At 74.0% G+C, this 26,845-nt stretch carries 23 protein-coding genes; 7 read left to right on the top strand and 16 right to left on the bottom strand.

All coding sequences use genetic code 11. The features are described from left to right. Positions 1-13: 13 nt before the first annotated feature. Together AC07DA_RS01105 and AC07DA_RS01100 are read right to left on the bottom strand one after the other, a co-directional pair. The gene (locus tag AC07DA_RS01105; protein ID WP_479123357.1) at positions 14-1,747 is read right to left on the bottom strand and encodes a hypothetical protein; all 1,734 of its coding nucleotides are present in this window, start codon (positions 1,745-1,747) and stop codon (positions 14-16) included. 201 nt (positions 1,748-1,948) lie between these two features. Further along, positions 1,949-3,334 carry a transcriptional regulator gene (locus AC07DA_RS01100; RefSeq protein WP_479123356.1) on the bottom strand — a complete coding sequence of 462 codons (1,386 nt, stop codon included), beginning with the start codon at positions 3,332-3,334 and terminating at the stop codon, positions 1,949-1,951. Between the two features lie 306 nt (positions 3,335-3,640). Between AC07DA_RS01100 and AC07DA_RS01095 the strand changes: the two genes are divergently transcribed. From AC07DA_RS01095 to AC07DA_RS01085, 3 genes are all read left to right on the top strand, one after another. Beyond that, positions 3,641-4,303 (top strand): bifunctional DNA primase/polymerase, encoded by a 663-nt coding sequence (locus AC07DA_RS01095; protein WP_311681827.1) that lies wholly within the window; start codon positions 3,641-3,643, stop codon positions 4,301-4,303. A 108-nt stretch (positions 4,304-4,411) separates the two neighbouring features. Then, positions 4,412-5,203: an ABC transporter ATP-binding protein gene (locus tag AC07DA_RS01090; protein WP_479123354.1), complete on the top strand. Its 792-nt coding sequence runs from the start codon at positions 4,412-4,414 to the stop codon at positions 5,201-5,203. Then, positions 5,200-6,792, top strand: a complete 1,593-nt coding sequence (locus AC07DA_RS01085; protein ID WP_479123353.1) for a transporter — start codon at positions 5,200-5,202, stop codon at positions 6,790-6,792. Before AC07DA_RS01090 ends, AC07DA_RS01085 begins: the two co-directional genes overlap by 4 nt. Before the next feature lie 43 nt (positions 6,793-6,835). Here AC07DA_RS01085 and AC07DA_RS01080 read toward each other — a convergent pair whose 3' ends face one another. Continuing rightward, positions 6,836-7,741, bottom strand: a complete 906-nt coding sequence (locus tag AC07DA_RS01080) for an alpha/beta fold hydrolase (protein ID WP_479123350.1) — start codon at positions 7,739-7,741, stop codon at positions 6,836-6,838. A 594-nt stretch (positions 7,742-8,335) separates the two neighbouring features. Then, entirely contained in the window at positions 8,336-9,028 is a 693-nt protein-coding gene (locus AC07DA_RS01075; RefSeq protein WP_094056948.1) for an iron-dependent transcriptional repressor DtxR, read from the bottom strand. Between the two features lie 270 nt (positions 9,029-9,298). Between AC07DA_RS01075 and AC07DA_RS01070 the strand changes: the two genes are divergently transcribed. Further along, positions 9,299-10,054 carry an SIS domain-containing protein gene (locus tag AC07DA_RS01070; protein WP_479123348.1) on the top strand — a complete coding sequence of 252 codons (756 nt, stop codon included), beginning with the start codon at positions 9,299-9,301 and terminating at the stop codon, positions 10,052-10,054. A 20-nt stretch (positions 10,055-10,074) separates the two neighbouring features. Here AC07DA_RS01070 and AC07DA_RS01065 read toward each other — a convergent pair whose 3' ends face one another. Continuing rightward, positions 10,075-11,541: a PAS domain-containing protein gene (locus AC07DA_RS01065; protein ID WP_479123347.1), complete on the bottom strand. Its 1,467-nt coding sequence runs from the start codon at positions 11,539-11,541 to the stop codon at positions 10,075-10,077. 76 nt (positions 11,542-11,617) lie between these two features. After that, the gene (locus tag AC07DA_RS01060) at positions 11,618-12,022 is read right to left on the bottom strand and encodes a RidA family protein (protein ID WP_479123345.1); all 405 of its coding nucleotides are present in this window, start codon (positions 12,020-12,022) and stop codon (positions 11,618-11,620) included. A 291-nt stretch (positions 12,023-12,313) separates the two neighbouring features. Here AC07DA_RS01060 and AC07DA_RS01055 point away from each other — a divergent pair, with 291 nt between their 5' ends. Continuing rightward, positions 12,314-12,820 (top strand): diadenosine tetraphosphate hydrolase, encoded by a 507-nt coding sequence (locus tag AC07DA_RS01055; RefSeq protein ID WP_479123343.1) that lies wholly within the window; start codon positions 12,314-12,316, stop codon positions 12,818-12,820. A gap of 22 nt (positions 12,821-12,842) precedes the next feature. Here AC07DA_RS01055 and AC07DA_RS01050 read toward each other — a convergent pair whose 3' ends face one another. Then, on the bottom strand, positions 12,843-13,943 hold the full coding sequence (locus tag AC07DA_RS01050) for a citrate synthase 2 (RefSeq protein WP_479123341.1): 1,101 nt from the start codon (positions 13,941-13,943) through the stop codon (positions 12,843-12,845). A 285-nt stretch (positions 13,944-14,228) separates the two neighbouring features. On the opposite strand from AC07DA_RS01050, the gene pdxH reads away from it, so the two are divergent. After that, positions 14,229-14,897 carry a pyridoxamine 5'-phosphate oxidase gene (gene pdxH, locus AC07DA_RS01045; protein WP_479123340.1) on the top strand — a complete coding sequence of 223 codons (669 nt, stop codon included), beginning with the start codon at positions 14,229-14,231 and terminating at the stop codon, positions 14,895-14,897. Positions 14,898-14,916: 19 nt separating this feature from the next. Here pdxH and AC07DA_RS01040 read toward each other — a convergent pair whose 3' ends face one another. The 9 genes from AC07DA_RS01040 to serC form a co-directional block, all read right to left on the bottom strand. Further along, complete coding sequence (locus tag AC07DA_RS01040; RefSeq protein ID WP_479123338.1) at positions 14,917-15,528, bottom strand: TetR/AcrR family transcriptional regulator; 612 nt, start codon at positions 15,526-15,528, stop codon at positions 14,917-14,919. Beyond that, on the bottom strand, positions 15,516-16,250 hold the full coding sequence (locus AC07DA_RS01035; protein ID WP_479123336.1) for an enoyl-CoA hydratase family protein: 735 nt from the start codon (positions 16,248-16,250) through the stop codon (positions 15,516-15,518). The genes AC07DA_RS01040 and AC07DA_RS01035 overlap by 13 nt, the downstream gene beginning before the upstream one ends. After that, positions 16,247-16,423, bottom strand: coding sequence for a hypothetical protein (locus AC07DA_RS01030; RefSeq protein ID WP_479123887.1), 177 nt, complete (start codon positions 16,421-16,423; stop codon positions 16,247-16,249). Before AC07DA_RS01030 ends, AC07DA_RS01035 begins: the two co-directional genes overlap by 4 nt. A gap of 30 nt (positions 16,424-16,453) precedes the next feature. Next, on the bottom strand, positions 16,454-17,581 hold the full coding sequence (locus AC07DA_RS01025; protein ID WP_479123334.1) for an acyl-CoA dehydrogenase family protein: 1,128 nt from the start codon (positions 17,579-17,581) through the stop codon (positions 16,454-16,456). 58 nt (positions 17,582-17,639) lie between these two features. Beyond that, the gene (locus AC07DA_RS01020; RefSeq protein WP_479123332.1) at positions 17,640-19,487 is read right to left on the bottom strand and encodes an acetyl/propionyl/methylcrotonyl-CoA carboxylase subunit alpha; all 1,848 of its coding nucleotides are present in this window, start codon (positions 19,485-19,487) and stop codon (positions 17,640-17,642) included. 10 nt (positions 19,488-19,497) lie between these two features. Further along, a complete protein-coding gene (locus AC07DA_RS01015) occupies positions 19,498-21,096 on the bottom strand; it encodes an acyl-CoA carboxylase subunit beta (protein ID WP_479123331.1) in 1,599 nt (532 codons plus the stop codon). Beyond that, complete coding sequence (locus tag AC07DA_RS01010; RefSeq protein ID WP_479123329.1) at positions 21,093-22,796, bottom strand: acyclic terpene utilization AtuA family protein; 1,704 nt, start codon at positions 22,794-22,796, stop codon at positions 21,093-21,095. Before AC07DA_RS01010 ends, AC07DA_RS01015 begins: the two co-directional genes overlap by 4 nt. Next, complete coding sequence (locus tag AC07DA_RS01005; RefSeq protein ID WP_479123328.1) at positions 22,793-23,587, bottom strand: TIGR03084 family metal-binding protein; 795 nt, start codon at positions 23,585-23,587, stop codon at positions 22,793-22,795. The genes AC07DA_RS01010 and AC07DA_RS01005 overlap by 4 nt, the downstream gene beginning before the upstream one ends. A 250-nt stretch (positions 23,588-23,837) precedes the next feature. After that, positions 23,838-24,956, bottom strand: coding sequence for a phosphoserine transaminase (gene serC / locus AC07DA_RS01000; RefSeq protein WP_479123326.1), 1,119 nt, complete (start codon positions 24,954-24,956; stop codon positions 23,838-23,840). 175 nt (positions 24,957-25,131) lie between these two features. Here serC and AC07DA_RS00995 point away from each other — a divergent pair, with 175 nt between their 5' ends. Beyond that, entirely contained in the window at positions 25,132-26,838 is a 1,707-nt protein-coding gene (locus AC07DA_RS00995; RefSeq protein ID WP_479123324.1) for a serine/threonine-protein kinase, read from the top strand. Positions 26,839-26,845: the final 7 nt, after the last annotated feature.

Here is a 26,845-nt window from a genome sequence, read left to right as displayed (position 1 = left end):
GTCACGGCGTCCGTCACAACTGGGTCGGCGTGCGCTCGGTCAGCCCGTACGTCTTCGCGATCCTGTTCCACAGCGTGGCCGCCTTGGCCTTCTCGGCGCTCGCGACGCCGCTGGCCCGGTTGCCGGCCTGGGTCTGGCCGGTGACGCGGGCCTGGCCCTTCTTGCAGCCCTTCTTGCCGGCGGTCTGGTCGGCCCAGGCCGCGTAGTGGTCGTCGGCGGAGGCGGACGCCTGCCACGCCTTGGTGAGGGCGGTGGTGAGCGCGGCGTGGCCGGGCAGCCGGTCGACCTGGATGCCGTCGAGCCGGGTGACCAGCTCGGTACGCTGCTTCGCCGCGTCGCGCAGGTCCTTGGCGGCCTGGGCGAGGTTGTCGCAGCCCTTGACGTCGGCCACCGCCTTGATCACCGCGCTGCGGCTGTCGCCGCTGTCGGCGAGCAGCTTGTCCAGCTCGACGGCCTGGGCGCGGGCCGGGTCGGCCGAGGGCGAGGGCGAGGCGGAGCCGTCCGTCGCGGGCGCGGAGGCGGCCACCGTCTTGTTGTCGTCGCCGCCGTCGTCCCCGCCTCCGCCGGCGAGCAGCGCGCCCGCGCCGACGCCCAGGACGGCGATGCCGATGCCGACGGCGGCGATGACGGGGACGCGCGAACCGGTCCGGCCGCCGCGGGAGCGGCCCGCGGCCGGAGCGGCGTGGGAGGGCTGGGCGGCGCCGCGGGCGGGCTGGGCCCGGTGCTGCTCGACGCGGGGCAGCTGCTGGGTGGCCCCGGCAGGGGCGGCGGCCCGGTCGTCGCGGAAGAGGTGGCCGAACTCGGCGGGCGGCTGCTTGTCCGCGCCACCGGGCACCGGCGCGATGTACTGCGTGGCCTCGGCGTCCGGGTTCGAGGCGGGCGGCAGCGGCCCGGCTCCGGCGCGCGGCCCGGTCCCCAGGAACCGCGTCGCCTCGGGGTCCTCCCCGGTGGCCGACTCGGGCGGCAGCGCCCCGGGTCCGACCGGGGGTATGTACTGCGTGGCCCCTTCGTCGGCGGCCGGGGGGACCGGCGGCAGGTACTGGGTCGCTGCGGCGGACCCGTCCGCGGCGACGGGCGGCAGGTACTGGGTCGCCCCCTCGTCGGCGGCCGGGGGCAGGGGTGCGCCCCCGGGTCCGTGTCCGTGCGCGCCGGCCGGAGGGCCGTAGGCGCCCGAGGCCGGAGGCAGGCCCCCGTAGGAGTCCGTGGCGGGCGGCAGCGGGTCTGCCCCGGCGGCGCCGTACGCGCCGGAGGCCGGCGGCCGGCCGTCCCCTTCCGCGGGTCCGTGCGCCCCGGCGCCGTGCGGCCCGCCGGTCCCTTCCGGGGGCAGAGCTCCGCCGCCGGGGGCGCCGTAGGCACCCGACGGCTGCTGGGGCGCGTCGTACGGGGCGTGGTGCGCCGACCGGCCGTACGGGTCCTGCGGGGTGTTCTGCCGCGGGAGCGCTCCCGGGTCCTGCGGGCCGTCCCAGGGCTGCTGCTGCGGGGCGTGCCACTGCTGCTGGGGCGGCGGGAACTGCCAGGTCCGGTCCGGCTGCGGGGGCGTCTGCTGCCCGGGGCCCCAGGGCTCTCCCCAGGTCTGGCCCTCGGCGGGGGCCTGCCCCGTCGGGGGCGGGGCCGGCCGGCGGCCCGGGGCGTCGCCCGGTCCGCCCGTCATGCCCGGCAGCAGCGGTTCGCCACCGTCCGAGGGCAGCACGATGCCTTCGCGCGCGGGGCGCGCCGAGGGCTCCTCGCCCTGTCCACTCTGCGTCACCGGGACTCCTACTAATGGGGGACCTTGTGAATCGTCGGGTCACGCTACCGGGTCCCCTGAGCCCCGTGCCACGCAGCACAGGGCGCGACCGCCTGCCCTGTGAGCGCGGTAACAGAACCGGGTCACGGCCCGCCTCTCACGTCACCTCCCGCCCGTCGAGCAGCCGTTTCCCGGACGTTCACGCATGCGCGGACCGTGTGTTCACGCCGCCGCCTGCACATCGAGCCGCGCCCCGAACTCCCGCACCACCGCCTCGTCCCGGTACGGCTCCAGCCGCTGCTGGAAGTCCTCCAGGTACTCGGCGCCCCGGTTGGACCGCAGGCCCTCCAGCAGTTCGACGGCCTTCATGCCCGTGCTGCACGCCTCCTCGATCTCGCGCTGCTGCACCTGCGCCGTGGCGAGCAGCACATAGCCGATGGCCCGGCGGCGGGCCCGCGTCCCGGGATGCCCGGCCAGCGACTCCTGCGCGCACCGTGCCGCCGCCTCGGCCTGCCCGAGGTCCCGGTGGCAGTGGGCCAACTCGTCGGCGAGGTAGGCCTCGTCGAAGTGCGCGATCCACACCGGGTCGTCCCCGGTGGCCGGGTCGGCCGCCTCCAGGGCGCTCACCGCGCGCCCGGCCGCGGCCTGGGCGGCGCGCGCGTCGCCCAGCAGGGCGTGCCCGCGCGCCTCCGCCGCGTGGAACATGGACTCCGCGCGCGGCGTGACGCGCCCCCGCGCCCCTTCCTGGGCCGCGCGCGCCAACTGCGCGATCTCCCGCGGGTTCCCGAGCTGCGCGGCGAGGTGGCTCATGGAGGCGGCGAGCACGTAGCCGCCGTAGCCGCGGTCCCCGGCCGCCTGCGCCAGCCGCAGGGCCTGGATGTAGTAGCGCTGGGCCAGCCCCGGCTGCCCCGTGTCGACGGCCATGTACCCGGCGAGCTCGGTCAGCCGCGCCACCGCGGCGAACAGGTCCCGCCCCACCGCCTCCCGGTACGACCCCGCCAGCAGCCCGGAGACGACGCTGTTGAGGTAGTGCACGACCACCGGGCGCACGTGTCCGCTGCCGTACTGGTGGTCGAGGTCCACCAGCGCCTGCGTCATCGCCCGCACGGCCTGGACGTCGGACTGCCCCACCCGCGGCCCGGCCGACCGCGACACCTGCGAGTCCGGCGCGGAGATCAGCCAGTCGCGGCTGGGCTCGACCAGCGCGGACGCGGCGACGGAGGAGCCGGACAGGAAGTCCCGCCGCCCCACGTCGCTGCGCCACAGCTCGCAGACCTGCTCGATGGCCCCCAGCACCGTCGGCGAGAACTGGAGGCCGACCCCCGAGGCGAGGTTCTTGCCGTTGGCCATGCCGATCTCGTCGATCGTGACCGTCCGGCCGAGTTTGCGGCCCAGCGCCTCGGCGATGATCGCCGGGGCGCGGCCCCGCGGTTGCTGCCCGCGCAGCCAGCGCGCCACGGACGTCTTGTCGTAGCGCAGGTCGAGTCCGTGCTCGGCTCCGCACATGTTGACCCGGCGGGCGAGGCCGGCGTTGGAGCATCCGGCTTCCTGGATGAGCGCCTGGAGCCGTTCGTTCGGCTGCCGGGCGACGAGCGGCCTTGCGGCCATGGCGTACCCCCTGTGGCTGCGGTGCCTGCCCACGCACCGAGTTGACGTGTCTTCCGCGGCCGGGTCCCTCGCGTCCCGGCGAACAGATCCGGCCGTGAAGATCAATGCCCCGCCGACCAGGCGAAAATGCGAGGCATGTGAGGATTGCCGGGGTAACGGCTGGTGCCGGCCCCACTCGTGGCTACCCATCCCCGGCCACGGATCCTCCTGCGCGCCCCCGCACATGCACCCATGCGCCCCGGCCACGGACGCGGTGCTCTCCCCCGCGCACGCGGACGGGCGTAACCCCTGGTGACGACCGGAGTTGTGTTCATCGTGGAAGAGACGATCGCCGGCACCGAAGCCGCTCAGATCCCGAAGCAGCGCGGGGAATCGCTGCTGGAGACCGCCGTCCGCTACGCCGAGGAGCGCCACTGGGACGTGTTTCCGGGCACCTGGCTGGAAGCCGTCGACGGAAGTCAGCGCTGCTCGTGCGGTGACGCCGCGTGCCCGGCGCCCGGCTCGCACCCGGCGCGTCCCGACTGGGCGACGCAGGCGACGGGGAGCGCGACGGTCGCGCGGCGCATGTGGCAGAAGCAGCCGACGGCGTCGATCCTGCTGCCGACGGGGCGGACGTTCGACGCGATCTCCGTGCCGGAGACCGCGGGGTTCCTGGCGCTGGCGCGGATGGAGCGGATGGAGCTGACGCTGGGGCCGGTGACGCTCACGCCGGACCGGCGGATGGAGTTCTTCGTGCTGCCGGGGGCCGCCGTGAAGGTGCCCGACCTGGTGCGCAAGCTGGGCTGGTCGGTGTCGTCGCTGGACCTGACGGTGCTGGGCGAGGGCGCGTACGTGGCCGCGCCGCCCACGCGCTTCGGGTCGCGCGGGGCCGTGCAGTGGGCCTGCCGGCCGACCCCCGCCAATCGGTGGCTGCCGGACGCGGAGGAGTTGATCTCGCCGCTGGCCTACGCGTGCGGGCGGGATCGGTAGCGCCTGAGCGTCTGCCTGGTTGCCGTTGCGTGGCGGCCGCGAGTGGTCGTCGGTTGCTCGCGCAGTGCCCCGCGCCCCTTGGGTACCGCCGAAACCGTAGGGTGCAGGGTGACGGAGGGAGACGCGGTGGGATCCAGCGCTGTACGGGTGCGGGGGCTGTGGAAGCGGTTCGGGCAGCAGGTCGCTGTCGCCGGGATCGATCTGGAGCTGCCCGCGGGCAAGTTCATCGGGCTCGTCGGGCCGAACGGGGCCGGGAAGACCACCACGCTGTCCATGGTGACCGGGCTGCTCAGGCCCGACCAGGGAACCGTCGAGATCGTCGGGCACGACGTGTGGCGGGATCCCGTCGAGGTCAAGGCCCGGATCGGGGTGCTGCCGGAGGGGCTGCGGCTGTTCGAGAGGCTGTCGGGGCGGGAACTGCTGGCGTATTCCGGCCGGTTGCGCGGGATGCCCGGCGCCGAGGTCGACAAGCGGGCCACCCAGCTCCTCGACGTCCTCGACCTGGCCGGTGCCCAGCACAAGCTCGTCGTCGACTACTCGACCGGCATGCGCAAGAAGATCGGCCTGGCCACCGCGCTCCTGCACAATCCCGAAGTGCTCTTCCTGGACGAGCCGTTCGAGGGCGTCGACCCCGTCTCGGCCCAGACCATCCGGGGCGTGCTGGAGCGGTACACCGCCTCGGGCGCCACCGTGGTGTTCTCCTCCCACGTCATGGAGCTCGTCGAGTCGCTGTGCGACTGGGTCGCGGTGATGGCCGCCGGGCGGATCCGGGCCACCGGCACCCTCGCCGAGGTGCGCGGCGACGCGCCCTCGCTGCAGCGGGCGTTCCTCGAACTCGTCGGCGCCCAGGGCCGGGACGCCGGGTCCGACCTCGACTGGCTGGGCGGCGGGTCCCGGTGAGCGCCGGCGCGATCACGCCCGTCCTCGTCCGGCTGAAGCTGTCCCTGCTGCGCAACGGACTGCGGCAGTCCGGTGGACGCAAGGCCGCGTACATCACCTCGGCCGTCTTCGCCCTGCTGTTCGCCGCGCTCCAGCTGATCGGCCTGATCGCGCTGCGCGGGCACGCGCACGCCGAGTCGGTGGTCGTGCTGGCCGTGGCGGTGCTGGGGCTCGGCTGGGCCGTGCTGCCGCTGTTCTTCCCCAGCGGCGACGAGACCCTCGACCCCACCCGGCTGGTGATGCTGCCGCTGCGCCCCCGGCCGCTGGTGCGGGCGCTGCTCACGGCCTCACTGGTCGGGATCGGGCCGCTGTTCACGCTGTGCCTGCTGGCCGGTTCGGTGATCGCGGTGGCCCGGGGCGGAGCCGCGTTCGCGGTGGGCGTGGTCGCCGTCGCGCTGGCGCTGCTGGTGTGCGTGGCCCTCGCTCGGGCCGTGGCCGCCGCCAACGTCCGGCTGCTGACCAGCCGCAAGGGGCGCGACCTGGCGGTGCTGAGCGGGCTCGTCATCGCCGTCGGGGCGCAGGTCGTCAACTTCGGCGCGCAGCGGATCGGGGCGTCTGGGCTCGGTGAGCTGGACCCGGCGGGCGACGCGCTGCAGTGGGTGCCGCCCGCCTCGGCGATCGGCGCCGTGCACGCGGTGAGCGAGGGCTCGTACGGGCGCGCCGTGGCACAACTGGCGCTCAGCGCGGGCGCGCTGGCGGCGCTGCTCGCGGTGTGGTCGCGGCATCTGACCCGGCTGATGACCGCACCGGACGGCTCGACCCTGCCGACGGCGGACGCGGCCGCCCGCGAGCGGTCGTCGACCGGGCTCGCGGGGCTGCTGCCGGCCGGCCGTACCGGCACGGTCATGGAGCGCAGCCTGCGCTACGTGTGGCGCGACCCGAAGACCAAGGCGGCCTGGGTGACCTCACTGGCCATCGGGCTGATCGTGCCGGTGTTCAACGCCTGGCAGGGCACCGGGTCCGTGTACTTCGCGTGCTTCGCGGCCGGGATGCTCGGCATCCAGATGTACAACCAGTTCGGTCAGGACTCCTCGGCGTTCTGGATGGTCGCGATGACGATCTCCTCCACCCGCGACGCCTACGCCGAACTGCGCGCGCGGGCCTACGCCCTGCTGCTGATCACCCTGCCGTACGCCGCGCTCGTCACCGTCCTCACCACCGCCATGCTCGGCGACTGGCAGCGGCTGCCCGAGGTGCTGGGGCTGTCCTTCGCGCTGCTCGGCGCGATGCTCGCGACCGGGGCGTGGACCTCCGCCCGCTTCCCGTACTCCATCCCGCAGGAGGGCTACAAGAACGTCGCCCCCGGCCAGACCGGGCTCGCGTGGATCTCGATCTTCGGCGGGATGATCGGGGCCGCGCTGCTGTGCGCGCCCGTCATCGCGCTCACGATCTGGCTGAACGTGAGCGCGGACGGCGACGGCCTCGCCTGGCTGCTGCTGCCCGTGGGCACGCTGTACGGGGCGGTGCTCACGGCGGTCGGCCTGCGGCTCGCCGCTCCCCGGACCGCCCGGCGGCTGCCGGAGATCCTCCAGGCGGTCAGCAAGGGGTGAGGACCGCCGGCCGGGCCGGGCCGGCCTCCGCCGGCGGCCGGGCTCAGCCGTCGCCGAGTGAGTCCAGGAACGGCTCGATGGCCGCGCGCCAGGCCTCCGGCTGGTCGTAGTGCACGAGGTGACCGGCGTCGGCGACCTCCGCGTACTGGCCCCGGGGCAGGACCCGGACCATCTCCTGGGCCTCGGCGCGGCCCAGCTCGCCGTCGAGGCCACGCACGACCAGGGCGGGGCAGCGCACCTGGGCCAGTTCCTCCCAGTGGGCGTCGTAGACCCAGGTCTCGCGGGAGCGGAGCATCTGTTCCGGGTCGAAGACGGGGCGCCAGCCGTCCGGGGACTCGGCCATCACCTCGGCGTAGAACTCGCCGCGGGCCGGGTTGGGCCGCTCCACCCAGGGGTCGTCCTCGCCGAACCACTTGCGGACGTCGGCGAGCGTGGCGAACGGCAGCGGCCAGGAGGCGAACCACTGGGCCCACTCGCGCTGCGACGCGGCGCCGAGCGCGGAGGCCCGCATGTCGCAGATGATCAGGCCGCGGACCAGGTCGGGACGCCGGGCGGCCAGCTGCCAGGCGGTCAGCGCGCCCATGGCGTGGCCGATGAGGACGACCGGGGCGAGTCCGAGCTGCTCCAGGGCGGCCTCGGCGTCGTCGACGTAGGCGTCCCGGGTGAAGGCGCCCCGCGGGGGCTTCTCGCTGCGGCCGTGGCCGCGCTGGTCGAGGGCGACCGCGCGGTACCGGCCGGAGAGCCAGCGGGCGGTGGGCGCCCAGTGCGAGGCGCGGCCCATGAGGCCGTGCAGTAACAGCACGCCCGGGGAGCCGCCGGCCCCACTCCGCCCGCCGTGCCCGTCCGCGTCCGGCCCGTCCTGCGCCGGGTCGGTCTTGGGCGGGTCGCCGAACTCCCAGGCCGCGAGGCGTACGCCGCCCGTCCCGGTCACGTCGATGCGTCGCGCCATGTCTGGCACCCCCCAAGCTTCGCGCGGACCGCGGCCTCCTCGGCCGGACGGTCCTGTGAACCGTGTTCTGCCTGCTGTGCCTGTCGTGCCGGGTCCGTGGTGGCACCCGTGCCCTGCGTCGCCCGCAGACTATCGAATGTGCTTTCGAAGATGCGGTTCTCGCGGGCAACACCCCTCGTTCGAGTGACCGCCCCCGGGGATTGATGGCCGCTGCCGGGGGGAGATCTTCAGCGGGGGGCGGACCGCTCGGGGAAACCGGTCCGCGGGGAATGACCCTGAGAGCTCGGGGCTCCGGGTCAACACGGGGGAGGACAGGCCCCGGCGCCGCACGGCGCCGGGGCTCTCTCCGTCCGAACGGCACATCCTCCCGCCCCCTCCCCGGCCGGGTGACATCGCTGTCAGACCGCGGCCCAGAGCCTCCACAGGTCATATGCCCCACGCGACAGCGTCGCACGGGAAGCGGACGAGCGCTGCCATTCGACGGACTGCGTCCGGGACGCGGTACGGATCACGCCAACGCCGCGAGCGCCGCTCCCGAAGCGGCGGCCTTCACCGGACGGACCGGCCCGACCGGCCTCGGCAGCCGCGGCCCGCTCAGGGCTTGGCGACGAACACGTGGGAGGCCACGTCCGACTCCAGTTCGGCCGCCTCGCCGCCGCTGCCCACCAGCACACCGCCCGCCGACTCCGTCACGCTCACCACCGAGCCGGGCTGCACGCCCGCCCGCCGCAGCGTGTACATCAGCTGCGCGTCCGTCTGGATCGGCTCGCCGATGCGGCGCACCACGACCGTCTTGCCCTCCGTACCGGGGTCGAGACTGGCCAGCGAGACCATGCCCTCGTCCAGGAACGGGTCGGCGCCGTCCTTCTCGCCCAGCTCCTCCAGGCCCGGGATCGGGTTGCCGTACGGCGACTCCGTCGGGTGCCGCAGCAGCTCCAGGACGCGGCGCTCCACGGCCTCGCTCATCACGTGCTCCCAGCGGCACGCCTCGGCGTGGACCTGCTCCCACTCCAGACCGATCACGTCCACCAGCAGGCACTCGGCGAGGCGGTGCTTGCGCATCACGCGCGTGGCGAGGCGGCGGCCCTCGTCCGTGAGCTCCAGGTGCCGGTCGGTCGCGACGGACACCAGGCCGTCGCGCTCCATCCGCGCCACGGTCTGGCTCACCGTCGGGCCGCTCTGGTCGAGCCGCTCGGCGATACGGGCGCGCATGGGGACCACACCCTCTTCCTCCAGCTCGAGGATGGTGCGGAGATACATCTCCGTGGTGTCGATCAGTCCGGACATACGTGCCCCTCGAATGAGATCTGCCGGAGGCTGGACGGCTCACCGGCGTGTGCGCTGGCCCTGCACCCAATTCTGCCGGATACCACCGACAACCGTGCCGCGGGAGGGAGAGCGGAGATTGCGGGCCCCGAAGCAGGGTACGGACTTCCGCTCGCGTGCCCCGGGGCCGTCGCGCGGCGCGGCCTCCGCTGCCGTGTTGACACCGCGCTGGTCCAGACCGCACCGTGATGCGCGACACGAGCCCGTGAGGCCAGTTCGAAGGGGATCCGTATGAGCGACCGCACGCCGGCCGGCCAGTTCCTCGACGCCGCGATCGACCTGCTGCGGCGGGTGCGCGACGAGGAGGCCGACAGCATCGCGGCGGCCGGGACCCTTCTGGCGGACACCGTCGCCGGCGGCGGCCGGCTCTTCGCCTTCGGCGCCGGGCACTCCTCCCTCGCCGCGCAGGACCTCGTCTACCGGGCCGGCGGACTCGCCCTGATGAACCTCCTCGCCGTGCCGGGCGTCGTCGGCGTCGACGTCATGCCCGCGCCGCTCGGCTCCGCCCTGGAACGCGTCGACGGCCTCGCGAGCGCCGTGCTCGACAGCTCCCCGCTGCGCGCGGGCGACGCCCTGCTCATCGTCTCCCTCTCCGGGCGCAACGCCCTGCCGGTGGAGATGGCCCTGCACGCGCGCGCCCTGGGGGTGAAGGTCATCGGCGTGACGTCGGTGGCCTACGCGTCGGAGACGACCTCCCGCCACGCCTCCGGCACGTACCTGAAGGACCACTGCGACCTCGTCCTGGACTCGAAGATCGCGGTCGGCGACGCGGAACTCACCCACGACAAGGTGCCCGCGCCCTTCGCCCCCGCCTCCACGGTCGTCACCTCGGCCCTGCTCCAGGCCGTCATGGCCACGACCGCGACGACCCTCGCCGACCGGGGCGTCGAGCCGCCACTGCTGCGCTCCGGCAACGTCGACGGGGGGCACGACTGGAACGCCCGCGTGATGGAGCAGTACGCGGACCGGATCTTCTACCGGCACTGAGCGGGAACGCCGGTGGCCGGTCAGGTGTGCGTGGGTGGCTCGGTCAGGTCCAGCAGGTCCAGGGCCGACGCGATGCGCAGCGCCACGTCCTCCGCGTACATCGCGTCGGACCGCTCGAACGCGCTGCGGCCCGCCCCCCGCAGGAACGTCACGACACCCAGGGTGCGCCCCCTGCTGCGCAGCACCGCGCACAGGGCGTGCACCGCGTCCGGCGGCCACTGGCGCGCCAGCGCCCACTCGCGGGCCCGCTCGGGCGGCGCCGCGCCCGCGCTCGCCCGCAGCGCCCCGACGCGCTCCACGCACTGCAGGGCGGGATGGCCCTCCGCGTAGCGCACGGGCAGCCCCGCCCGGCCCGCCAGCCTGCTCGGGCCCGGGGCGCCGGACGGCGTGGCGGCGATCCGCACCAGGCGGACCGGGCCCTCGGCCTCCGGGTCGGTCAGCGCGCCGCCGGCCACCCGGTCGATCAGCGCGTGGTCGGCGAATCCGGCCAGGGCGAACTCCAGGTGGACCGTCGCCGCCTCCGCCGGGTCCTCGCACTCGGCGGCCGCCCGCGCGGCCCGGTGCAGCTGCTGCGTGCGGAAGCGCAGCAGTGACGCCTCCTGCTCGTTCTGCTTGGTCTCCGTCACGTCCTGGAACAGCCAGCCCACGCCCAGCGGAACCGGCTCCTCCGCGAGCGGCGAGGCCAGCCGCAGGAAACCGCTGCGCCAGCACCGCCGGCGCTCCCCCTCCGGCGTGCGGACACTCACCCACACCTCGGCCGGCGCCGGTGGCGCGCCCTCCGCGAGCACGTGCTGCAACGCGCTCTCCAGCTCCTCCACGCCCTGCGAGAGCAGCTCCCCGAGCGGCCGCCCGAGCACCGACGTACGGCCCGTGCCCAGCGCCCGGGCCGCGTGCGCGTTCACCACGGCGGGCCGCAGGTCGACGTCGACCAGGACGACGCCCCAGCCGGCGTCCTCGAACAGCGCCTCGCTCAGCGCGATCGACCGCTCCAGGTCGATCTGCGCGTGCACCTCGCTGAAGGCGCAGTAGACCCCGGCCGGTTTCCCGTCGGGCCCGCGCACGGCCGCCGACTGCGTCCGGACGAGCACCCGCCCGCCGTCCTTCGTCAGCAGCGCGAACTCGTGCACCTGCCGGCCCGGGGCGTGCATGGCCGACAGCAGGCGCTCCTCGACCTCCTCGGCGTCAGCGCTGCGCACCGCCCAGCCGGTCAGGCCGCGTTTGCCGACGGCCTCGTCGGCGCTCCAGCCGAGGATCCGCTCGGCCTCGCGGTTCCAGTGCGTGACGACGCCGTCGGCGTCGAAGGCGCACAGCGCCGCGTCCATCCCGTCCAGCAGGGCGGCGAGCAGATCCGAGCCGTCCGCGCCGTCCCGCTCGGGCTCGTCCGGCCCCAGCTCGTCCGTGGTCCCACTACGCCGGGAAGCACTCACCTGGACCCCCTGCAGGCTGCGTCCGCACGTACGGCACGCCGGCTCGCTCCTTGCCCTCATTGAACTGGAACGTGACCCGGCGCACACCGAGTTCCCACAACATTGAAGGAATCGTTGTACGCGGGCAATCCCCACGTCAACGGCCCGTGACACCCCCGCTGCCCCGGCGCGCGTCCACCTCGATCTCGATCTTCATCCGGGGGTCGGCCAGGCCGCACACCATCATCGTCGCGGCCGGCCGCACCTCGCCGAAGCACGCGCGCAGCACCGGCCAGCACGGCTCGAAGTCCTCCCGCTCGGGCAGCAGGTACCGCACGCGCACGACGTCCGCGAACGAGCAGCCGGCCTTCGCGAGCGCGTCCCCGATGTTGCGCAGGCACTGCTCGGCCTGCTCCACCACGTCCTCGGAGATCGTCATCGTCGCGTAGTCGAACCCGGTCGTGCCGGACACGTGCACCTGGTCACCGTCCACCACGGCCCGGGCGTACCCGATCCGCTCCTCGTACACCGAACCGCTGAGAATCGCCTGCCGTCGCGTCATGGGGTCAAGGTCTCAGAAAAACGGTTGATGCGGGCCGGGACCGTTCCCTAGGGTTCCGGGTACACGAGAGAGGAGGTGGTTCGGCAGATGTATGGAAACCGGACGCGTGAGGTGGCTGCGGGCTAGCGGCCCGTCACCACACTTGTGCGGTGCCGAGCCAGCGCGTGAGCGACGCGTGCAGCCGGCCCAATCTCAAGCAGTCACCCGACCCGCGAGTCGCCGGTACGTCCGGCCGGCTCCTCCCCTGGAGGACCCAGACTCGCGGGTCGCCTGCGTTTCCAGGGGGCGATCATGCCGGGCAGTTGGCACCGCGACCGGGTGGGCAGTGCCCTGCGGGGCGAGAATCCGGCCGTCATACGGAGGCTGGACGCCGGGTTCGCGGCGATCGGCGATGTGCAGTTCCTGCCCGGATACTCGGTGCTGCTCACCGACGACCCGGCGGTGCGGCGGCTGTCCGAGCTGCCGCGGAGTCGGCGGCTGGCGTTCCTCGACGGCATGGACCGGCTCGGGGAAGCCGTGGAGCGGGCCTGCCGGCGGATGGATCCGGCGTTCCGGCGGGTGAACCTGGAGATCCTCGGGAACACCGACGGGTTCCTGCACGCGCACGTGTGGCCGCGGTACGGCTGGGAGCCTCCCGAGCGCGTGCGGCTGCCCGTGTGGCTCTACCCGCGCGGGATGTGGACCGAGGAGCGGTACGCCCTCGGGGCCCGGCACGGGCCGCTGCGCGCGGCGATCGGGGAGGAACTGGACCGGCTCACGGACCCGGGCGCGGGAACGGCCCCACCCGGGGACGGGTGAGGCCGGCCGTGGACGGGGCGGGTCAGTGGGCGATGTCCCCGTAGCCCTCGATCTCGCGGGGGTTGCGGCTGCCCGGGCCGACGTAGCGGGCCGAGGGGCGGACCAGCCGGCCCGTGCGCTTCTGCTCCAGGATGTGGGCGGACCAGCCGGCCGTGCGGGCGCAGGTGAACATGGACGTGAACATGTGCGCCGGGACCTCGGCGAAGTCCAGGACGATGGCCGCCCAGAACTCCACGTTGGTGGCGAGGACGCGGTCGGGGCGGCGGGCGTGCAGTTCCGCCAGGGCCGCCTTCTCCAGGGCCTCGGCGACCTCGAAGCGCGGGGCGCCCAGTTCGCGGGCCGTGCGGCGCAGGACCCGCGCCCTCGGGTCCTCGGCGCGGTAGACGCGGTGCCCGAAGCCCATGAGGCGCTCGCCCTTGTCGAGAGTCTGCTTGACGTAGGCCTCGGCGTCGCCGGTGCGCTCGATCTCCTCGATCATGTGCAGGACCCGGGACGGGGCGCCGCCGTGCAGCGGGCCCGACATGGCCCCCACCGCGCCGGACAGCGCGGCCGCGACGTCCGCGCCGGTGGAGGCGATGACCCGGGCCGTGAACGTGGAGGCGTTCATGCCGTGCTCGGCGGCGCTCGTCCAGTAGGCGTCCACCGCCGCCACGTGCTTGGGGTCGGGCTCGCCGCGCCAGCGGATCATGAAGCGCTCGACGACCGAGTTCGCCTTGTCGATCTCGCGCTGCGGCACCATGGGCAGGCCCTGGCCGCGGGCCGACTGGGCCACGTACGACAACGCCATGACGGCCGCCCGGGCCAGGTCCTCACGGGCCTGCTCGGCATCGATGTCGAGCAGCGGTTTGAGGCCCCAGACCGGGGCGAGCATCGCGAGCGCGGACTGGACGTCCACGCGGATGTCACCGGAGTGGACGGGAATGGGGAAGGGCTCGGCGGGGGGCAGGCCCGGATTGAAGGCGCCGTCGACGAGCAGGCCCCACACGTTGCCGAAGGAGACGTGGCCGACGAGGTCCTCGATGTCGACGCCCCGGTACCGGAGTGCGCCGCCCTCCTTATCCGGTTCGGCGATCTCCGTCTCGAACGCGACGACTCCCTCGAGACCGGGTACGAAGTCGGACATCAGGCGGCTCCTCGTGATGTAAGTGACAGATGGTGTGAGGTGGGGTGGGTCGTACCAACCATGTGTCAGTCAGCTGGTGCAGCGGGCGGCCGTCCAGTGGATCCACGGTCGTCCGCGGCGACTCGCGGTCCTGGCCGGTTGCCCCTGTGATGCCCCGAACGGTCGGCGGTCACCCAACCGGAACGGCACGGAAACGATATCTCCGAGTGCCAGGGTTGGGGAGGGTTCGCGGCACTCAGTGCCAGGCAGTGACGAAGGACACCGTCCGTACGGCAAGATGACCGGGTGACCGACCGCGACGACGTCCCCTTCGACCTGGCCTCGATGCGCAAGCAGTACCGGGCGGAGGGGCTCTCCGAGACCGAGCTGGCCGCCACCCCCGTCGCGCAGTTCGCGCGCTGGTTCAAGCAGGCCGCGACGGACGGCGGGCTGTTCGAACCGAACGCCATGATCGTCTCCACGGCCGACGCCGAGGGCCGGCCCAGCTCCCGCACGGTGCTGCTGAAGCACTTCGACGAGCAGGGCTTCGTCTTCTACACGAACTACGACTCCCGCAAGGCCCGCGACCTGGCGGAGAACCCGTACGTCTCGCTGCTGTTCCCCTGGCACCCCATGGCCCGCCAGGTCATCGTCACCGGGGTCGCGCGGCGCACCGGCCGGGACGAGACGGCCGCCTACTTCCGCACCCGGCCGCACGGCTCCCAGCTCGGGGCGTGGGCCAGCGCCCAGTCCTCGGTGGTCCCCACCCGGGCCGACATCGACGGCGCCTACGCCGAACTGGCCGCCCGCTACCCGGAGGGCGAGCAGGTGCCGGTGCCGCCGCACTGGGGCGGCTTCCGGGTCGCCCCGCAGGCGGTGGAGTTCTGGCAGGGCCGCGAGAACCGCCTGCACGACCGCCTGCGCTACGTGGAGCAGCCGGACGGCAGCTGGCGGGTGGAGCGGCTGAGCCCTTGAGGCCCCGTGGTCCCCGCGGTCAGCCCAGCGCCTCGTCCAGGAGCCGCGCCCACTGGGTGACCACCCGTTCGCGGCGGGCCGCGTCGTCCGTGAGGAGGTTGGCCAGGCCCAGGCCGCGGGCCATGTCGAGCAGGCCCTGGACCGTTTCGCGGACGCCGGGCACGGACTCGTCGGCGGCGAGGAGGTCGACGGCGATGCGGTGGGTCTCACGGCCGACGCGGGATTCGAGCTCGGTGACGCGGGGGCGCAGCTGCTCCTCGTTGGAGGCGGCCACCCACAGGTGCAGGGCGGCGCGGAACAGCGGACCGGTGTAGAGGTCGACCAGGGCGGCGACGACGGCGTGCCGGTCCCCGGCGGCGCCCTCGGGGAAGAGGGCGCGCAGGGCGGTGGAGCGCTCCTCGGCCACGTACTCGACGGCCGCCGTGAAGAGGTCCTCGCGGGTCGGGAAGTGGTGCTGGGCGGCGCCCCGGGAGACCCCGGCCCGCTCGGCGACGACGGAGACGGTGGAGCCCGCCCAGCCGTGCTCGGCGAGGCAGGCCACGGCGGCTTCCAGGAGCCGCTGCCGGGTGGCCCGGCTGCGGTCCTGCTTGGGGACTCTCTCCGCACGGTCGACCGTGCTCACACCACCCATGCCGGATCCCGTCGTTCGAGGAAGGCCGTCATCCCCTCGCGTGCCTGCGGGGAGGCGAACAGCCGGGCCGAGAGCGCGGTCAGGTCGGCCGCGTCCCGGTCGAAGGCTTCCAGCACCCTAGCCGTGAGCAGCCGTTTCGTCTCGGCCAGGGCGTCGGGGGCCGCCCTGCGCAGGCTGTCCAGGACCGGGGCCAGGACCGTGTCGACGTCCTCGGCGTACGCGGTGAGCAGGCCCGTCGCGGTGGCCTCGGCCGCGTCGAAGCGCTCGCCGGTGAGGTAGTACCGGGACAGGGCACGCGGGTCAGCGCGGGGCAGCAGCGGCAGGGAGATGACCGCGGGGGCGACGCCGATGCGGACCTCCGTGAAGGCGAAGGTGGCCGCGGTGGAGGCGACCGCGATGTCACAGGCGGCCAGCAGGCCGAGGCCGCCCGCGCGGACGTGGCCGGTGACGCGGGCGACGACCGGCTTGGGCAGCTCGACGATCCTTCGCAGCAGCGCGACCAGCGCCTCGGGGGGCGGTGGGTCCTTCAGGTCGGCGCCGGCGCTGAAGGTGGTGCCGGTGTGGGTGAGGACGACCGCGCGGACGCCGGTGTCCCGGCCGGCGTCCGCGAGCGCGTCGGCCAGTTCGCCGACCAGGGCCGCCGACAGGGCGTTGCGGCGCGGCGGCGCGTCGAGGGCCAGGGTCTGCACGGCACGCGCGCGGCTGCGGGCGATCAGGGTCATGCGCGCTCCCGGAGCCGTCGGCGGACGATCTTGCCGGAGGCCGCCCGCGGGACGCCGTCGACGCACGTGCCCCGGCGGATCCGCCGGCAGGGGGCCACGCGCTCGGCGACGTACCTCATGGTCTCCCCGGCGGCGTCCGGCGGCGGGACGTCCGCGTACTCGCTGCGGAACATGGCGGCTTCCTCCTCGCGGCGCGGTTCGCCTCAGTACGACTTGGGCAGGCCCAGGGTCTGGTGGGAGACGTAGTTGAGGATCATCTCCCGGCTCACCGGGGCGATACGAGCCACGCGCGCGGCTGTGATCAGCCGGGCCAGGCCGTACTCGCGGGTCAGGCCGTTGCCGCCGAGGGTGTGCACGGCCTGGTCGACGGCCTTCACACAGGCCTCCCCGGCCGCGTACTTGGCCATGTTGGCGGCCTCCCCCGCGCCCGTGTCGTCACCGGCGTCGTAGAGCGCGGCGGCCTTCTGCATCATCAGGCGGGCGAGTTCGAGGTCGATGTGCGCCTGGGCGAGGGGGTGGGCGATGGCCTGGTGGGCGCCGATGGGGGCGTTCCAGACGGTGCGGTCGCGGGCGTACCCGACGGCCTTGCCGAGGGCGTGGCGGCCCATGCCGATCGCGAAGGCGGCCGTCATGATCCGCTCGGGGTTGAGACCGGCGAACAGCTGGAGCAGGCCCGCGTCCTCGTCGCCGACGAGCGCGTCGGCGGGCAGGCGCACGTCGTCCAGGACCAGTTCGAACTGCTTCTCCGCCGCGTGGAGTTCCATGTCGATGGGGCGGCGCGCGAAGCCGGGGGTGTCGCGCGGGACGATGAACAGGCAGGGCTTGAGGCGGCCGGTGCGGGCGTCCTCGGTGCGGCCGACGATCAGGGTGGCGTCCGCGATGTCGACGCCGGAGACGAAGACCTTGCGCCCGGTGAGGATCCAGCCTCCGGTGTCCTGGTCGCGGCGGGCGGTGGTGGTGATGCGGTGGGAGTTGGAGCCGGCGTCGGGTTCGGTGATGCCGAAGGCCATCCGGCGGGTGCCGTCGGACAGGCCCGGGAGCCAGGTCTCCTTCTGGGCGTCGGTGCCGAAGCGGGCGATGACCGTGCCACAGATGGCCGGGGAGACCACCAGCATGAGGAGGGGGCAGCCCGCCGCGCCCAGTTCTTCGAGGACGATGGAGAGTTCGGCGATGCCGCCGCCTCCGCCGCCGTGTGCCTCCGGCAGGTTGACGCCCAGGTAGCCGAGCTTGCCCGCCTCGGACCAGAGGTGATCGGGGTCGGCGCCCGGGCCGTGACGACTGCCGAGGGCGGCGACGGCTGCCCGGAGCGCCTTGTGGTCTTCGGTGTCCATGGGACGTCCTTTCGGGTGCGGGTCGTATGTGGCTGGGCGCGCAGTTCCCCGCGCCCCTTCAGGCCTCCTGCACAACCGCCAGCAGCATCCCCGGCTCGACCTGCTGACCGGGTGCGACCGGCAAGGAGGTCAGGGTCCCTGGCACCGGCGCGGTGATCTTGTGCTGCATCTTCATCGCCTCCAGCCAGAGCAGGGGCTCGCCGGCCTTCACCGGTGCTCCCGCCGTGAGGCCGTCGGCGACGCGGACGACCGTGCCCGGCATGGGGGCCAGGAGGGAGCCGGGGGCGTGGTGGGCGGTGGGGTCGGGGAAGCGGGGCAGGGCCGTCAGGGCCGTGGTGTTGACGTACACCCGGTCGCCGTGGCGGGCGACCTCGAACCGGCGCCGGACGCCGTCCGCTTCGAGGACGACCAGACCCGCCTCGGCGTGCGCCACGCGCACCCCGTCCGCCTCAAGGCCCCGCCTGGTGTGCCGGTAGCGGGCCTCGTGCTCCTCGCCCGCCATCAGGTAGCGCTTGGTCTGCGGCTGCGAGGGGACGTTGCGCCAGCCGCCGAAACCGGGGCGGGCGCGGGCGCTCGCGTCGGCGAGGGCGGCGGCCAGGGGGGCGTGCGGGTCGGGGGCCGGTTCGGTCAGGTCCGCGAGGTGGCGGTCGTAGAAGCCGGTGTCCATGCGGGCCGCGGTGAACTCCGGGTGGCGCAGGGAGCGGACCAGGAGGTCGCGGTTGGTGACGGGGCCGTGGATCGCGGCCCGTTCCAGGGCGGAGGCCAGCTTCCGCAGGGCCTCCGCGCGGGTGGGCGCGTGGGCCACGACCTTGGCGATCATCGGGTCGTAGTGCACGCCGATCGTGTCGCCGTCGGTGTAGCCGGTGTCCAGGCGGACCGAGCCGGGGACCGCGAGGCGGTGCAGGGTGCCCGTCTGCGGGGCCCAGTCGCGGGCGGGGTCCTCGGCGTACAGGCGGGCCTCGACGGCGTGGCCCCGCGCCCGGGGCGGCTCGGGGGCGAGGGGGTGGCCCTCGGCGACACGGATCTGCTCCGCGACCAGGTCGAGCCCGAACACGGCCTCGGTCACCGGGTGTTCGACCTGGAGGCGGGTGTTCATCTCCAGGAAGTGCGCCGTGCCGTCGGCGACGAGGAACTCGACCGTGCCGGCGCCCACGTAGTCGACGGCCCGGGCGGCCCGTACGGCCGAGGCGTGCAGTTCCTCGCACAGCTCACCGGGCAGACCGGGGGCCGGTGCCTCCTCGATCACCTTCTGGTGGCGGCGCTGGAGGGAGCAGTCGCGGGTGCCCAGCGGCCAGACCGTGCCGTGCGTGTCGGCGAGGATCTGCACCTCGACGTGACGGCCGCGCTCCACGTACGGCTCGACGAAGACCTCGCCGTCGCCGAAGGCGCTCGCCGCCTCCGCGCGGGCGGCGGCCAGTTCGGCGTCCAGGTCCGCCAGGCGCCGTACGACGCGCATACCGCGGCCGCCGCCGCCCGCCGCGGCCTTCACGAGGACGGGCAGGTCGGCCTCGGTGACCTCGGTGAGCGGCTCGACGCCCAGGAGCCGCTTGGCGCGGGTCTTGGACGCCATGGCCTCGATGGCCTCCGGGGGCGGTCCTATCCAGGTCAGGCCGGCGTCCAGGACGGCCCGGGCGAAGTCCGCGTTCTCGGAGAGGAAGCCGTAGCCGGGGTGCACGGCGTCCGCGCCGGCGGCGAGGGCGGCCTTCACGACGAGGTCGCCGCGCAGATACGTGTCGGCGGGCGCCTCCCCCGGCAGGCGGACGCTCGCGTCGGCCACGCGGGTGTGCAGGGCGTGCGCGTCGGCGTCCGAGTGCACGGCGACCGTGTGGATGCCCAGCTCGCGGCAGGTGCGGAAGACGCGGCAGGCGATCTCGCCCCGGTTGGCGACCAGCACAGAAGTGATCACTGAAGGTTCCTCACATCCGGAAGACGCCGAAGCCGCCGCGCGCGCCCTCGTAGGGGGCGGTGTGGATCGCGGACAGGCACAGGCCGAGGACGGTGCGGGTGTCGCGCGGGTCGATGACGCCGTCGTCGTAGAGCCGCCCGGACAGGAACATCGGCAGCGACTCGGACTCGATCTGCTGCTCGACCATGGCGCGCAGCGCGGCGTCCGCCTCGTCGTCGTACGGCTGTCCCTTGGCCGCGGCCGACTGGCGGGCGACGATCGACAGCACGCCCGCGAGCTGCTGCGGGCCCATGACGGCCGACTTGGCGCTGGGCCAGGCGAAGAGGAAGCGGGGGTCGTAGGCGCGGCCGCACATGCCGTAGTGGCCGGCGCCGTAGGAGGCGCCCATGAGGACCGACAGGTGCGGGACGCGGCTGTTGCTGACGGCGTTGATCATCATCGCGCCGTGCTTGATGATGCCGCCCTGCTCGTACTCCTTGCCGACCATGTAGCCGGTGGTGTTGTGCAGGAAGAGCAGCGGGACGTCGCGCTGGTTGGCGAGCTGGATGAACTGGGCGGCCTTCTGGGACTCCTCGCTGAACAGCACCCCGCGGGCGTTGGCGAGGATGCCGACCGGATAGCCGTGCAGGGTGGCCCAGCCGGTGGCCAGACTGGTGCCGTACAGCGGTTTGAACTCGTCGAAGTCGGAGGCGTCGACGACCCGGGCGATGACCTCGCGCGGGTCGAAGGGGCTCTTCAGGTCGCCGGGGACGAGGCCGAGGAGCTCCTCGGGGTCGTACTCGGGCGGCTCGGCCGGGCCCGGATCGGCGTACGCCTTGCGGTGGTTGAGGCGGGCGACCACGCGGCGGGCCTGGCGCAGCGCGTCGTGCTCGTCGGCGGCGAAGTAGTCGGCGAGGCCCGAGACGCGCGCGTGCATCTCGGCGCCGCCCAGGGACTCGTCGTCGCTCTCCTCCCCGGTCGCCATCTTCACCAGCGGCGGGCCGCCGAGGAACACCTTGGCCCGCTCCCTGACCATGATCACGTGGTCGGACATGCCGGGGATGTAGGCGCCGCCCGCGGTGGAGTTGCCGAAGACGACCGCGACGGTCGGGATGCCGGCGGCCGACAGCCGGGTGAGGTCGCGGAAGATGGCGCCGCCGGGGATGAAGATCTCCTTCTGGGAGGGCAGGTCGGCGCCGCCGGACTCCACCAGGCTGAGCACGGGCAGCCGGTTGGCGAGGGCGATGTCGTTGGCGCGCAGGGCCTTCCTCAGCGACCAGGGGTTGCTCGCCCCGCCGCGCACGGTCGGGTCGTTGGCGGTGATCAGGCACTCGACGCCCTCGACGACCCCGATGCCGGTGACCAGGGACGCGCCGACGGTGTGGTCGCTGCCCCAGGCGGCCAGCGGGGACAGTTCCAGGAAGGGCGTGTCGGGGTCGAGGAGCAGCTCGACGCGCTCGCGGGCGAGGAGCTTGCCGCGCCCCCGGTGCCGTGCGACGTACTTCTCGCCGCCGCCCGCGAGGGCCTTGGCGTGCTCGGCGTCGAGGGCGGCGAGCTTGGCGAGCATGGCCTCGCGGTTGGCCCGGAAGTCGGCTCCGGTGGTGTCGAGCGCGGAGGTCAGGACGGTCACAGCAGGGCCTCCGGTATCTCCAGGTGGCGGGAGCGCAGCCATTCGCCGAGCGCCTTGGCCTGCGGGTCGAAGCGGTGCTGGGCGGCGACGCCCCGGCCGAGGATCCCCTCGACGACGAAGTTCAGGGCGCGCAGGCGGGGCAGCACGTGCCGGGTCACCTTCAGCGGGCGGCTCTCGGGGATCAGCTCCCGGAACCGTTCGACGGTCAGCTCGTGTGCGAGCCACCGCCAGGTGTCGTCGGTGCGGGTCCAGACGCCGACGTTGGCGTTGCCGCCCTTGTCGCCGCTGCGGGCCCCCGCGACCAGCCCGAGCGGGGCCCTCCGGCACGGCCCGGGCGGCAGCGGCTCCGGCAGGGGCGGCTCCGGGACGTCGTCGAGTACGCGGGTGTCCTGGGGCGGGGGCACGGTGACCCGGCGTCCGTCATCGAGGACGGCCACATGGTCGACCGCACCATGGGCGACGTACACGTCCTCGAACACCCCATAGGGGGCGCCCTTCCCGGGTGGCGCGAGCACATGGAAGCCGGGGTAGCTCGCCAGCGCCAGCTCCACCGCGGCCCCGCTCAGCGCCCGCCCCACGGCCTGCTGGTCCGGGTCCCGTACGACGAGCCGCAGCAGCGCGCTCGCGCCCTCCTCGGTGTCGGCGTCGGGCCGGTCGGTGCGGGCCAGCTCCCAGCGGACGTCCGCCACCTCCCGCAGCGCGGGCTCCATCTGGTCGCGCACCAGGGCGGCCTTGGCCTCGATGTCGAGGCCGGTGAGCACGAAGGCGACCTCGTTGCGGAAGCCGCCCAGCTTGTTCAGCCCGACCTTGAGGGTGGGCGGGGGCGCCTCGCCGCGCACGCCGTCGATCCGCACCCGGTCGGGCCCGTCCTGGCCGAGCCGTACGGTGTCCAGCCGGGCGGTGACGTCGGGCCCGGCGTACCGGGCACCGGCCGTCTCGTACAGCAGCTGGGCGGTGACCGTGCCGACGTCGACGAAGCCGCCGGTGCCGGGGTGCTTGGTGATCACGCAGCTCCCGTCCTCGTGCAGTTCGGCGAGCGGGAAGCCGGGGCGGCGCACGTCGCCGTCGCGGAAGAAGGCGTAGTTGCCGCCGGTGGCCTGCGCCCCGCACTCCAGGACGTGCCCGGCGACGACGGCCCCGGCGAGCCGGTCGTGGTCCGCCGGAGTCCAGCCGAAGTGGGCGGCGGCGGGCCCGGTGACCAGGGCCGCGTCCGTCACCCGCCCGGTCACCACGAGATCGGCGCCCGCGCGCAGGCAGGCCGCGATGCCGAAGCCGCCGAGGTAGGCGTGGGCGGCGAGGCTGCCCGGGTGCGCGGCGGTGAGGTCGTCGCCCTCGACGTGGGCCACGCGCACGGGGACGCCGAGCCGGTCGGCCAACGCCCGTACGGCGCCGGCGAGCCCGGCCGGGTTGAGCCCGCCGGCGTTGGTGACGATCTGCACGCCCCGCTCGTGGGCGAGGCCGAGGCACTCCTCCAGCTGCCGCAGGAAGGTGCGGGCGTATCCGGCGCCCGGGTCCTTGAGCCGGTCCCGGCCGAGGATGAGCATGGTCAGCTCGGCGAGGTAGTCGCCGGTGAGGACGTCGAGTTCGCCGCCGGTGAGCATCTCGCGCAGGGCGTCGAACCGGTCGCCGTAGAAGCCGGAGGCGTTGCCGACGCGCAAGGGCTCCGGGCGGGTCTCCCCCCGGGTGGGAAGGGTCGTCACGAGGCGGCTCCCCGCGGCGGGCGGCCGCCGCCCGGCGGTCCCGCGAAGGCCTGCGCGACGTCCAGCCAGCGGTCGGCGTCGGGGCCGTCGGCGCGCAGGGCCAGGTCGTCGCGGTGGGCGCGCTGCGTGACCAGGAGGCAGAAGTCGAGGGCGGGGCCGGTGACCCGCTGCGGGGCGTCGTCCGGGCCGTACGTCCACACCGCACCGGAGGGCGCCCGCAGCTCGACGCGGAAGGGCGCGCCGGGCGGGGTCAGCCCGTGCACGCCGAAGGCGAAGTCCCGGGTCCGCACCCCGAGCCAGGCCACATGCCGCAGCCGGTCGGTGGGTGGGCGCACCACACCCAGGGCGTCGGCGACGTCCTGCCCGTGCGCCCAGGTCTCCATGAGGCGGGCCGTCGCCATAGATGCGGCGGACATGGACGGCCCGTACCAGGGGAAGCGCGCCTCGGGCGGTGCAGCGCGCAGGGCCTGCTCCAGCGCCGCACGGCCCTCGCGCCAGCGGGCGAGCAGCGCCTCGGGCGGGAGCGCGGCGCCCTCTTCGGCCCCCTCGTCGACGAAGGAGTCCGGCGCCGTGAGGGCCTTCTCGACCAGGGCGTGGAAGGCGTCGGCGTCCGTGACCGCGAGCAGGGCGGAGCGGTCGGTCCAGGCCAGGTGGGCGATCTGGTGGGCCACGGTCCAGCCGGGGGCGGGGGTCGCGAGCGCCCAGTGCCGCGTGTCCGCCCCGGCGACGAGGCGGTCGAGTTCCTCGCTCTCCTGGCGCAGGTCGTCGAGCACGGACGTCGGATCGGACACGGGACGCTCCCCTCGGGGCACGGCGGTGTGCGGGGTCGGTGCCGGGTGGTTCGGGGTGGTGCGGCGTGCTGAGGAGCATGGCAGCGGGGCCGGAAACAATCAAGCGTGCTTGCATGAAAATGTGCGAGACGGCGGTGACGGGGAGGCGTGGCCGGAGCAGCTGGAGGGCGCCTTCGGGCGAGCGCGTCCGCCCGAGGACGACGAAGGGCGCCCCGCGTGCGGGGCGCCCTCGGTCACGTACGCGCGACGGTCAGAGCTTCTCGATCACGTAGTCGACGCACTTGGTGAGCGCCTCGACGTCGGCCGGGTCGATCGCCGGGAACATCGCGACGCGCAGCTGGTTGCGGCCGAGCTTGCGGTAGGGCTCGGTGTCGACGATGCCGTTGGCGCGCAGCACCTTCGCGACGGCGGCGGCGTCGACCTCGTCCGTGAAGTCGATCGTGCCGATGACCTGCGAGCGCTTGGCCGGGTCGGTGACGAACGGGTTCGCGAACTTCACGTCCTCGGCCCAGCCGTACAGCGTCCGCGCGGACGTGGCCGTGCGGCGCACCGACCAGTCCAGGCCGCCCTGGCCGTTGATCCACTCCAGCTGCTGGTTCAGCAGGAAGAGGGTGGCCAGAGCCGGGGTGTTGTACGTCTGGTTCTTGCGGGAGTTGTCGATCGCCGTGGGCAGCGAGAAGAACTCCGGGACGTGGCGGCCGGAGGCGTGGATCCGCTCGGCGCGCTCGATGGCGGCCGGGGAGAACACGCCGATCCACAGGCCGCCGTCGGAGGCGAAGGACTTCTGCGGGGCGAAGTAGTAGACGTCCGTCTCGCTGATGTCGACCGGCAGGCCGCCGGCGCCGGACGTGGCGTCCACCAGCACCAGGGCGCCCTCGTCGGCGCCCGCCACGCGCTTGATCGGCATGGCGACACCGGTGGAGGTCTCGTTGTGGGTGAACGCGTAGACGTCCACGCCCGCCTCGGCGACCGGCTCGGGGTGGGTGCCCGGGTCGGCGGAGATGACGTCCGGGTCGGCCAGCCACGGGGCGAGCTTGGCGGCCTTGGCGAACTTCGAGGAGAACTCGCCGAAGCTGAGGTGCTGCGACTTGTTCTCGATCAGGCCGTGCGTCGCGATGTCCCAGAACGCGGTGGAGCCGCCGTTGCCGAGGATCACCTCGTAGCCGTCGGGGAGCCGGAACAGCTCGCTGATGCCCTCGCGGACCTGGCCGACCAGGTTCTTGACGGGAGCCTGGCGGTGAGAGGTGCCCAGCAGGGAGGTGCCGGTCGCGGCGAGGGCGTCCAGCGCCTCCGTCCGCACCTTGGAGGGTCCCGCGCCGAAACGTCCGTCCGCGGGCTTGATGTCAGAGGGAATCTGGATCTCAGCCACGAGCCGGAGCGTATCTCTTCGGCGAAACCGGACGGAAAACGTGTCCGTTCGATGAGACGAGCCGGACGGGCCCCGAGCCCCGGTCTCCGCGGGCCCGGGGCGGACGGCAGGCCCCTCGTGGAATCTTGGGTTCCGGGTGACACTCTGCGACAGGACGGGCAGAGGAGGTCCCGTAGTGGATCTGGGTGACGGGCGGTACGTGCTGACCCAGCGGCTCGGCGGCGGCGGGATGGGGGAGGTCCATCTGGCCGAGGACCGGCACTTGGAGCGGCCGGTGGCGGTCAAGCTCCTGCGGCCCGGGTACCTGGGCAACGCGGACATGCAGGCCCGGTTCCTGCGGGAGATCAAGATCACCGCGGGTCTGGAACACGACAACGTCGTGCGGGTCTACGACTCCGGCGTGGACGAGAAGGACGGCCGGCCCCTGCTGTTCCTCGTCATGGAGCGCCTCGACGGCACGTCGCTGGGCGACCTCGTCGCCCGGGAGCGTGCCGGGAACGGGACAGTGCCCCTGGCGGACGTCATCCGCTGGGGCCGGCACGTCTGCCGTGCGCTGGAGGCGGCCCACACGCGCGGGTTGGTGCACCGCGACCTCAAGCCCGGCAACGTGCAGATCACCGCGCGCGGCAAGGCGGTCCTCCTCGACTTCGGCATCGCCTGCTTCCAGGAGGACGGGCAGGGCCGCACCCAGATCACCCCCGCGGGGTGGATCGTCGGCACCAAGGAGTACGTGTCTCCCGAGCAGAGCCGGGGCGAACGCGTCGGGGCCGCTTCGGACCTGTACTCGCTCGGGTGCCTGCTGTACGCGATGTTGACGGGCGGGCCACCCTTCACGGACGGGGACGTCCTGTGGCAGCACCAGAACGCCGAGCCGCGCAGACCCGGGTCCCGCCGTGACGACTTCTCGGTTCCGTGGGAGCTCGACAGTCTCGTCATGGACCTTCTGCGCAAGGACCCGGAGGCACGTCCGGCCTCGGCGGCCGAGGTGCACGCCCGGCTCGGTGAGGTCGGGGCGCGGATCGAGCGGCAACGGGTCCGGCCCGCCCACGTGGCCGCGCTCCCCGCCACGGAACCGGCCCCGTCGTCCACTCCCTCCCTCCCCTCGCTGCCCCTTCCGTCTCCCCCCGCGGTCCCCACCCCCGGGGTCGGGGCCGGGACCCCTCCGTGGGCGGACAAGGTCTTCCGGACCGAACTGCCCGACTGGTGGCCGGATCCCGAGGAGGGCGGGGAGGAGCCGGAGGAGCCCGCGGCGCCCGAGCGGGCGACCGGCTCCCAGGCGCCTGCGCCGGCCGAGGAGCCGTCCGGTCCCTCCCCTGCCCAGGCCTACTGGGACATCCGCGTTCGCCTCGCGGTGCGCTACGAGGTGGCCGGCTCGGCCCTGATCGCGGGCCTCGGCACCTTCGGTCTGCTGCTCGGAGCAGGTGGGGTGGGTACGCGGGCCTCGGCCGTGTGGGGGCTGCTGGCCTCGCTGACTCTCCTCCTGGTGGGCGTGGGCACGCAGTCCGAGGCGTACGAGGCGGAGGAGTCGCTGTCCGGCTGCGTGGCACTGCTGTGGCTCCCGGCCCTGGTCGGGGGAGTGTGGCTCGTCGCCGCCAAGGCCGACTTCCGCTGGTACAACGACCTCGCCATCGGCTTCGGGATCAGTCTCGGCGAGTTCTTCCTGGGCATGGCCGCCGGGACCCTGGGTGAGGTGGGCGGCACGAACAAGGGAGCCGGTGTGCAGGCCGCGCTGACCACGCTGCTGCTCGCCGGCCTCTCCTCGGTCCTGGTCGCGGTGAACCTGCACTTCACCTGGTGGACGACCCTGCTGACCGGTGCGGGAACGGCGATGGGCTGCACCGTGCTGTTCGCGTTGCTGTACGCGGCGGCCGTCGGCGACTGATCGCCGG

Source organism: Streptomyces sp. NPDC044921, from assembly GCF_056432865.1.
This window is presented reverse-complemented; position numbering and strand designations above follow the sequence as displayed.

What these genes read in the sequence shown, in the direction of transcription:
- AC07DA_RS01100 (WP_479123356.1), bottom strand. Translation starts at nt 3,334, where the DNA reads ATGGCCGCAAGGCCGCTCGTCGCCCGGCAGCCGAACGAACGGCTCCAG.
- AC07DA_RS01080 (WP_479123350.1), bottom strand. Translation starts at nt 7,741, where the DNA reads ATGGCGCGACGCATCGACGTGACCGGGACGGGCGGCGTACGCCTCGCG.
- AC07DA_RS01075 (WP_094056948.1), bottom strand. Translation starts at nt 9,028, where the DNA reads ATGTCCGGACTGATCGACACCACGGAGATGTATCTCCGCACCATCCTC.
- AC07DA_RS01070 (WP_479123348.1), top strand. Translation starts at nt 9,299, where the DNA reads ATGAGCGACCGCACGCCGGCCGGCCAGTTCCTCGACGCCGCGATCGAC.
- AC07DA_RS01065 (WP_479123347.1), bottom strand. Translation starts at nt 11,541, where the DNA reads ATGAGGGCAAGGAGCGAGCCGGCGTGCCGTACGTGCGGACGCAGCCTG.
- AC07DA_RS01060 (WP_479123345.1), bottom strand. Translation starts at nt 12,022, where the DNA reads ATGACGCGACGGCAGGCGATTCTCAGCGGTTCGGTGTACGAGGAGCGG.
- AC07DA_RS01055 (WP_479123343.1), top strand. Translation starts at nt 12,314, where the DNA reads ATGCCGGGCAGTTGGCACCGCGACCGGGTGGGCAGTGCCCTGCGGGGC.
- AC07DA_RS01050 (WP_479123341.1), bottom strand. Translation starts at nt 13,943, where the DNA reads ATGTCCGACTTCGTACCCGGTCTCGAGGGAGTCGTCGCGTTCGAGACG.
- AC07DA_RS01040 (WP_479123338.1), bottom strand. Translation starts at nt 15,528, where the DNA reads ATGGGTGGTGTGAGCACGGTCGACCGTGCGGAGAGAGTCCCCAAGCAG.
- AC07DA_RS01035 (WP_479123336.1), bottom strand. Translation starts at nt 16,250, where the DNA reads ATGACCCTGATCGCCCGCAGCCGCGCGCGTGCCGTGCAGACCCTGGCC.
- AC07DA_RS01030 (WP_479123887.1), bottom strand. Translation starts at nt 16,423, where the DNA reads ATGTTCCGCAGCGAGTACGCGGACGTCCCGCCGCCGGACGCCGCCGGG.
- AC07DA_RS01025 (WP_479123334.1), bottom strand. Translation starts at nt 17,581, where the DNA reads ATGGACACCGAAGACCACAAGGCGCTCCGGGCAGCCGTCGCCGCCCTC.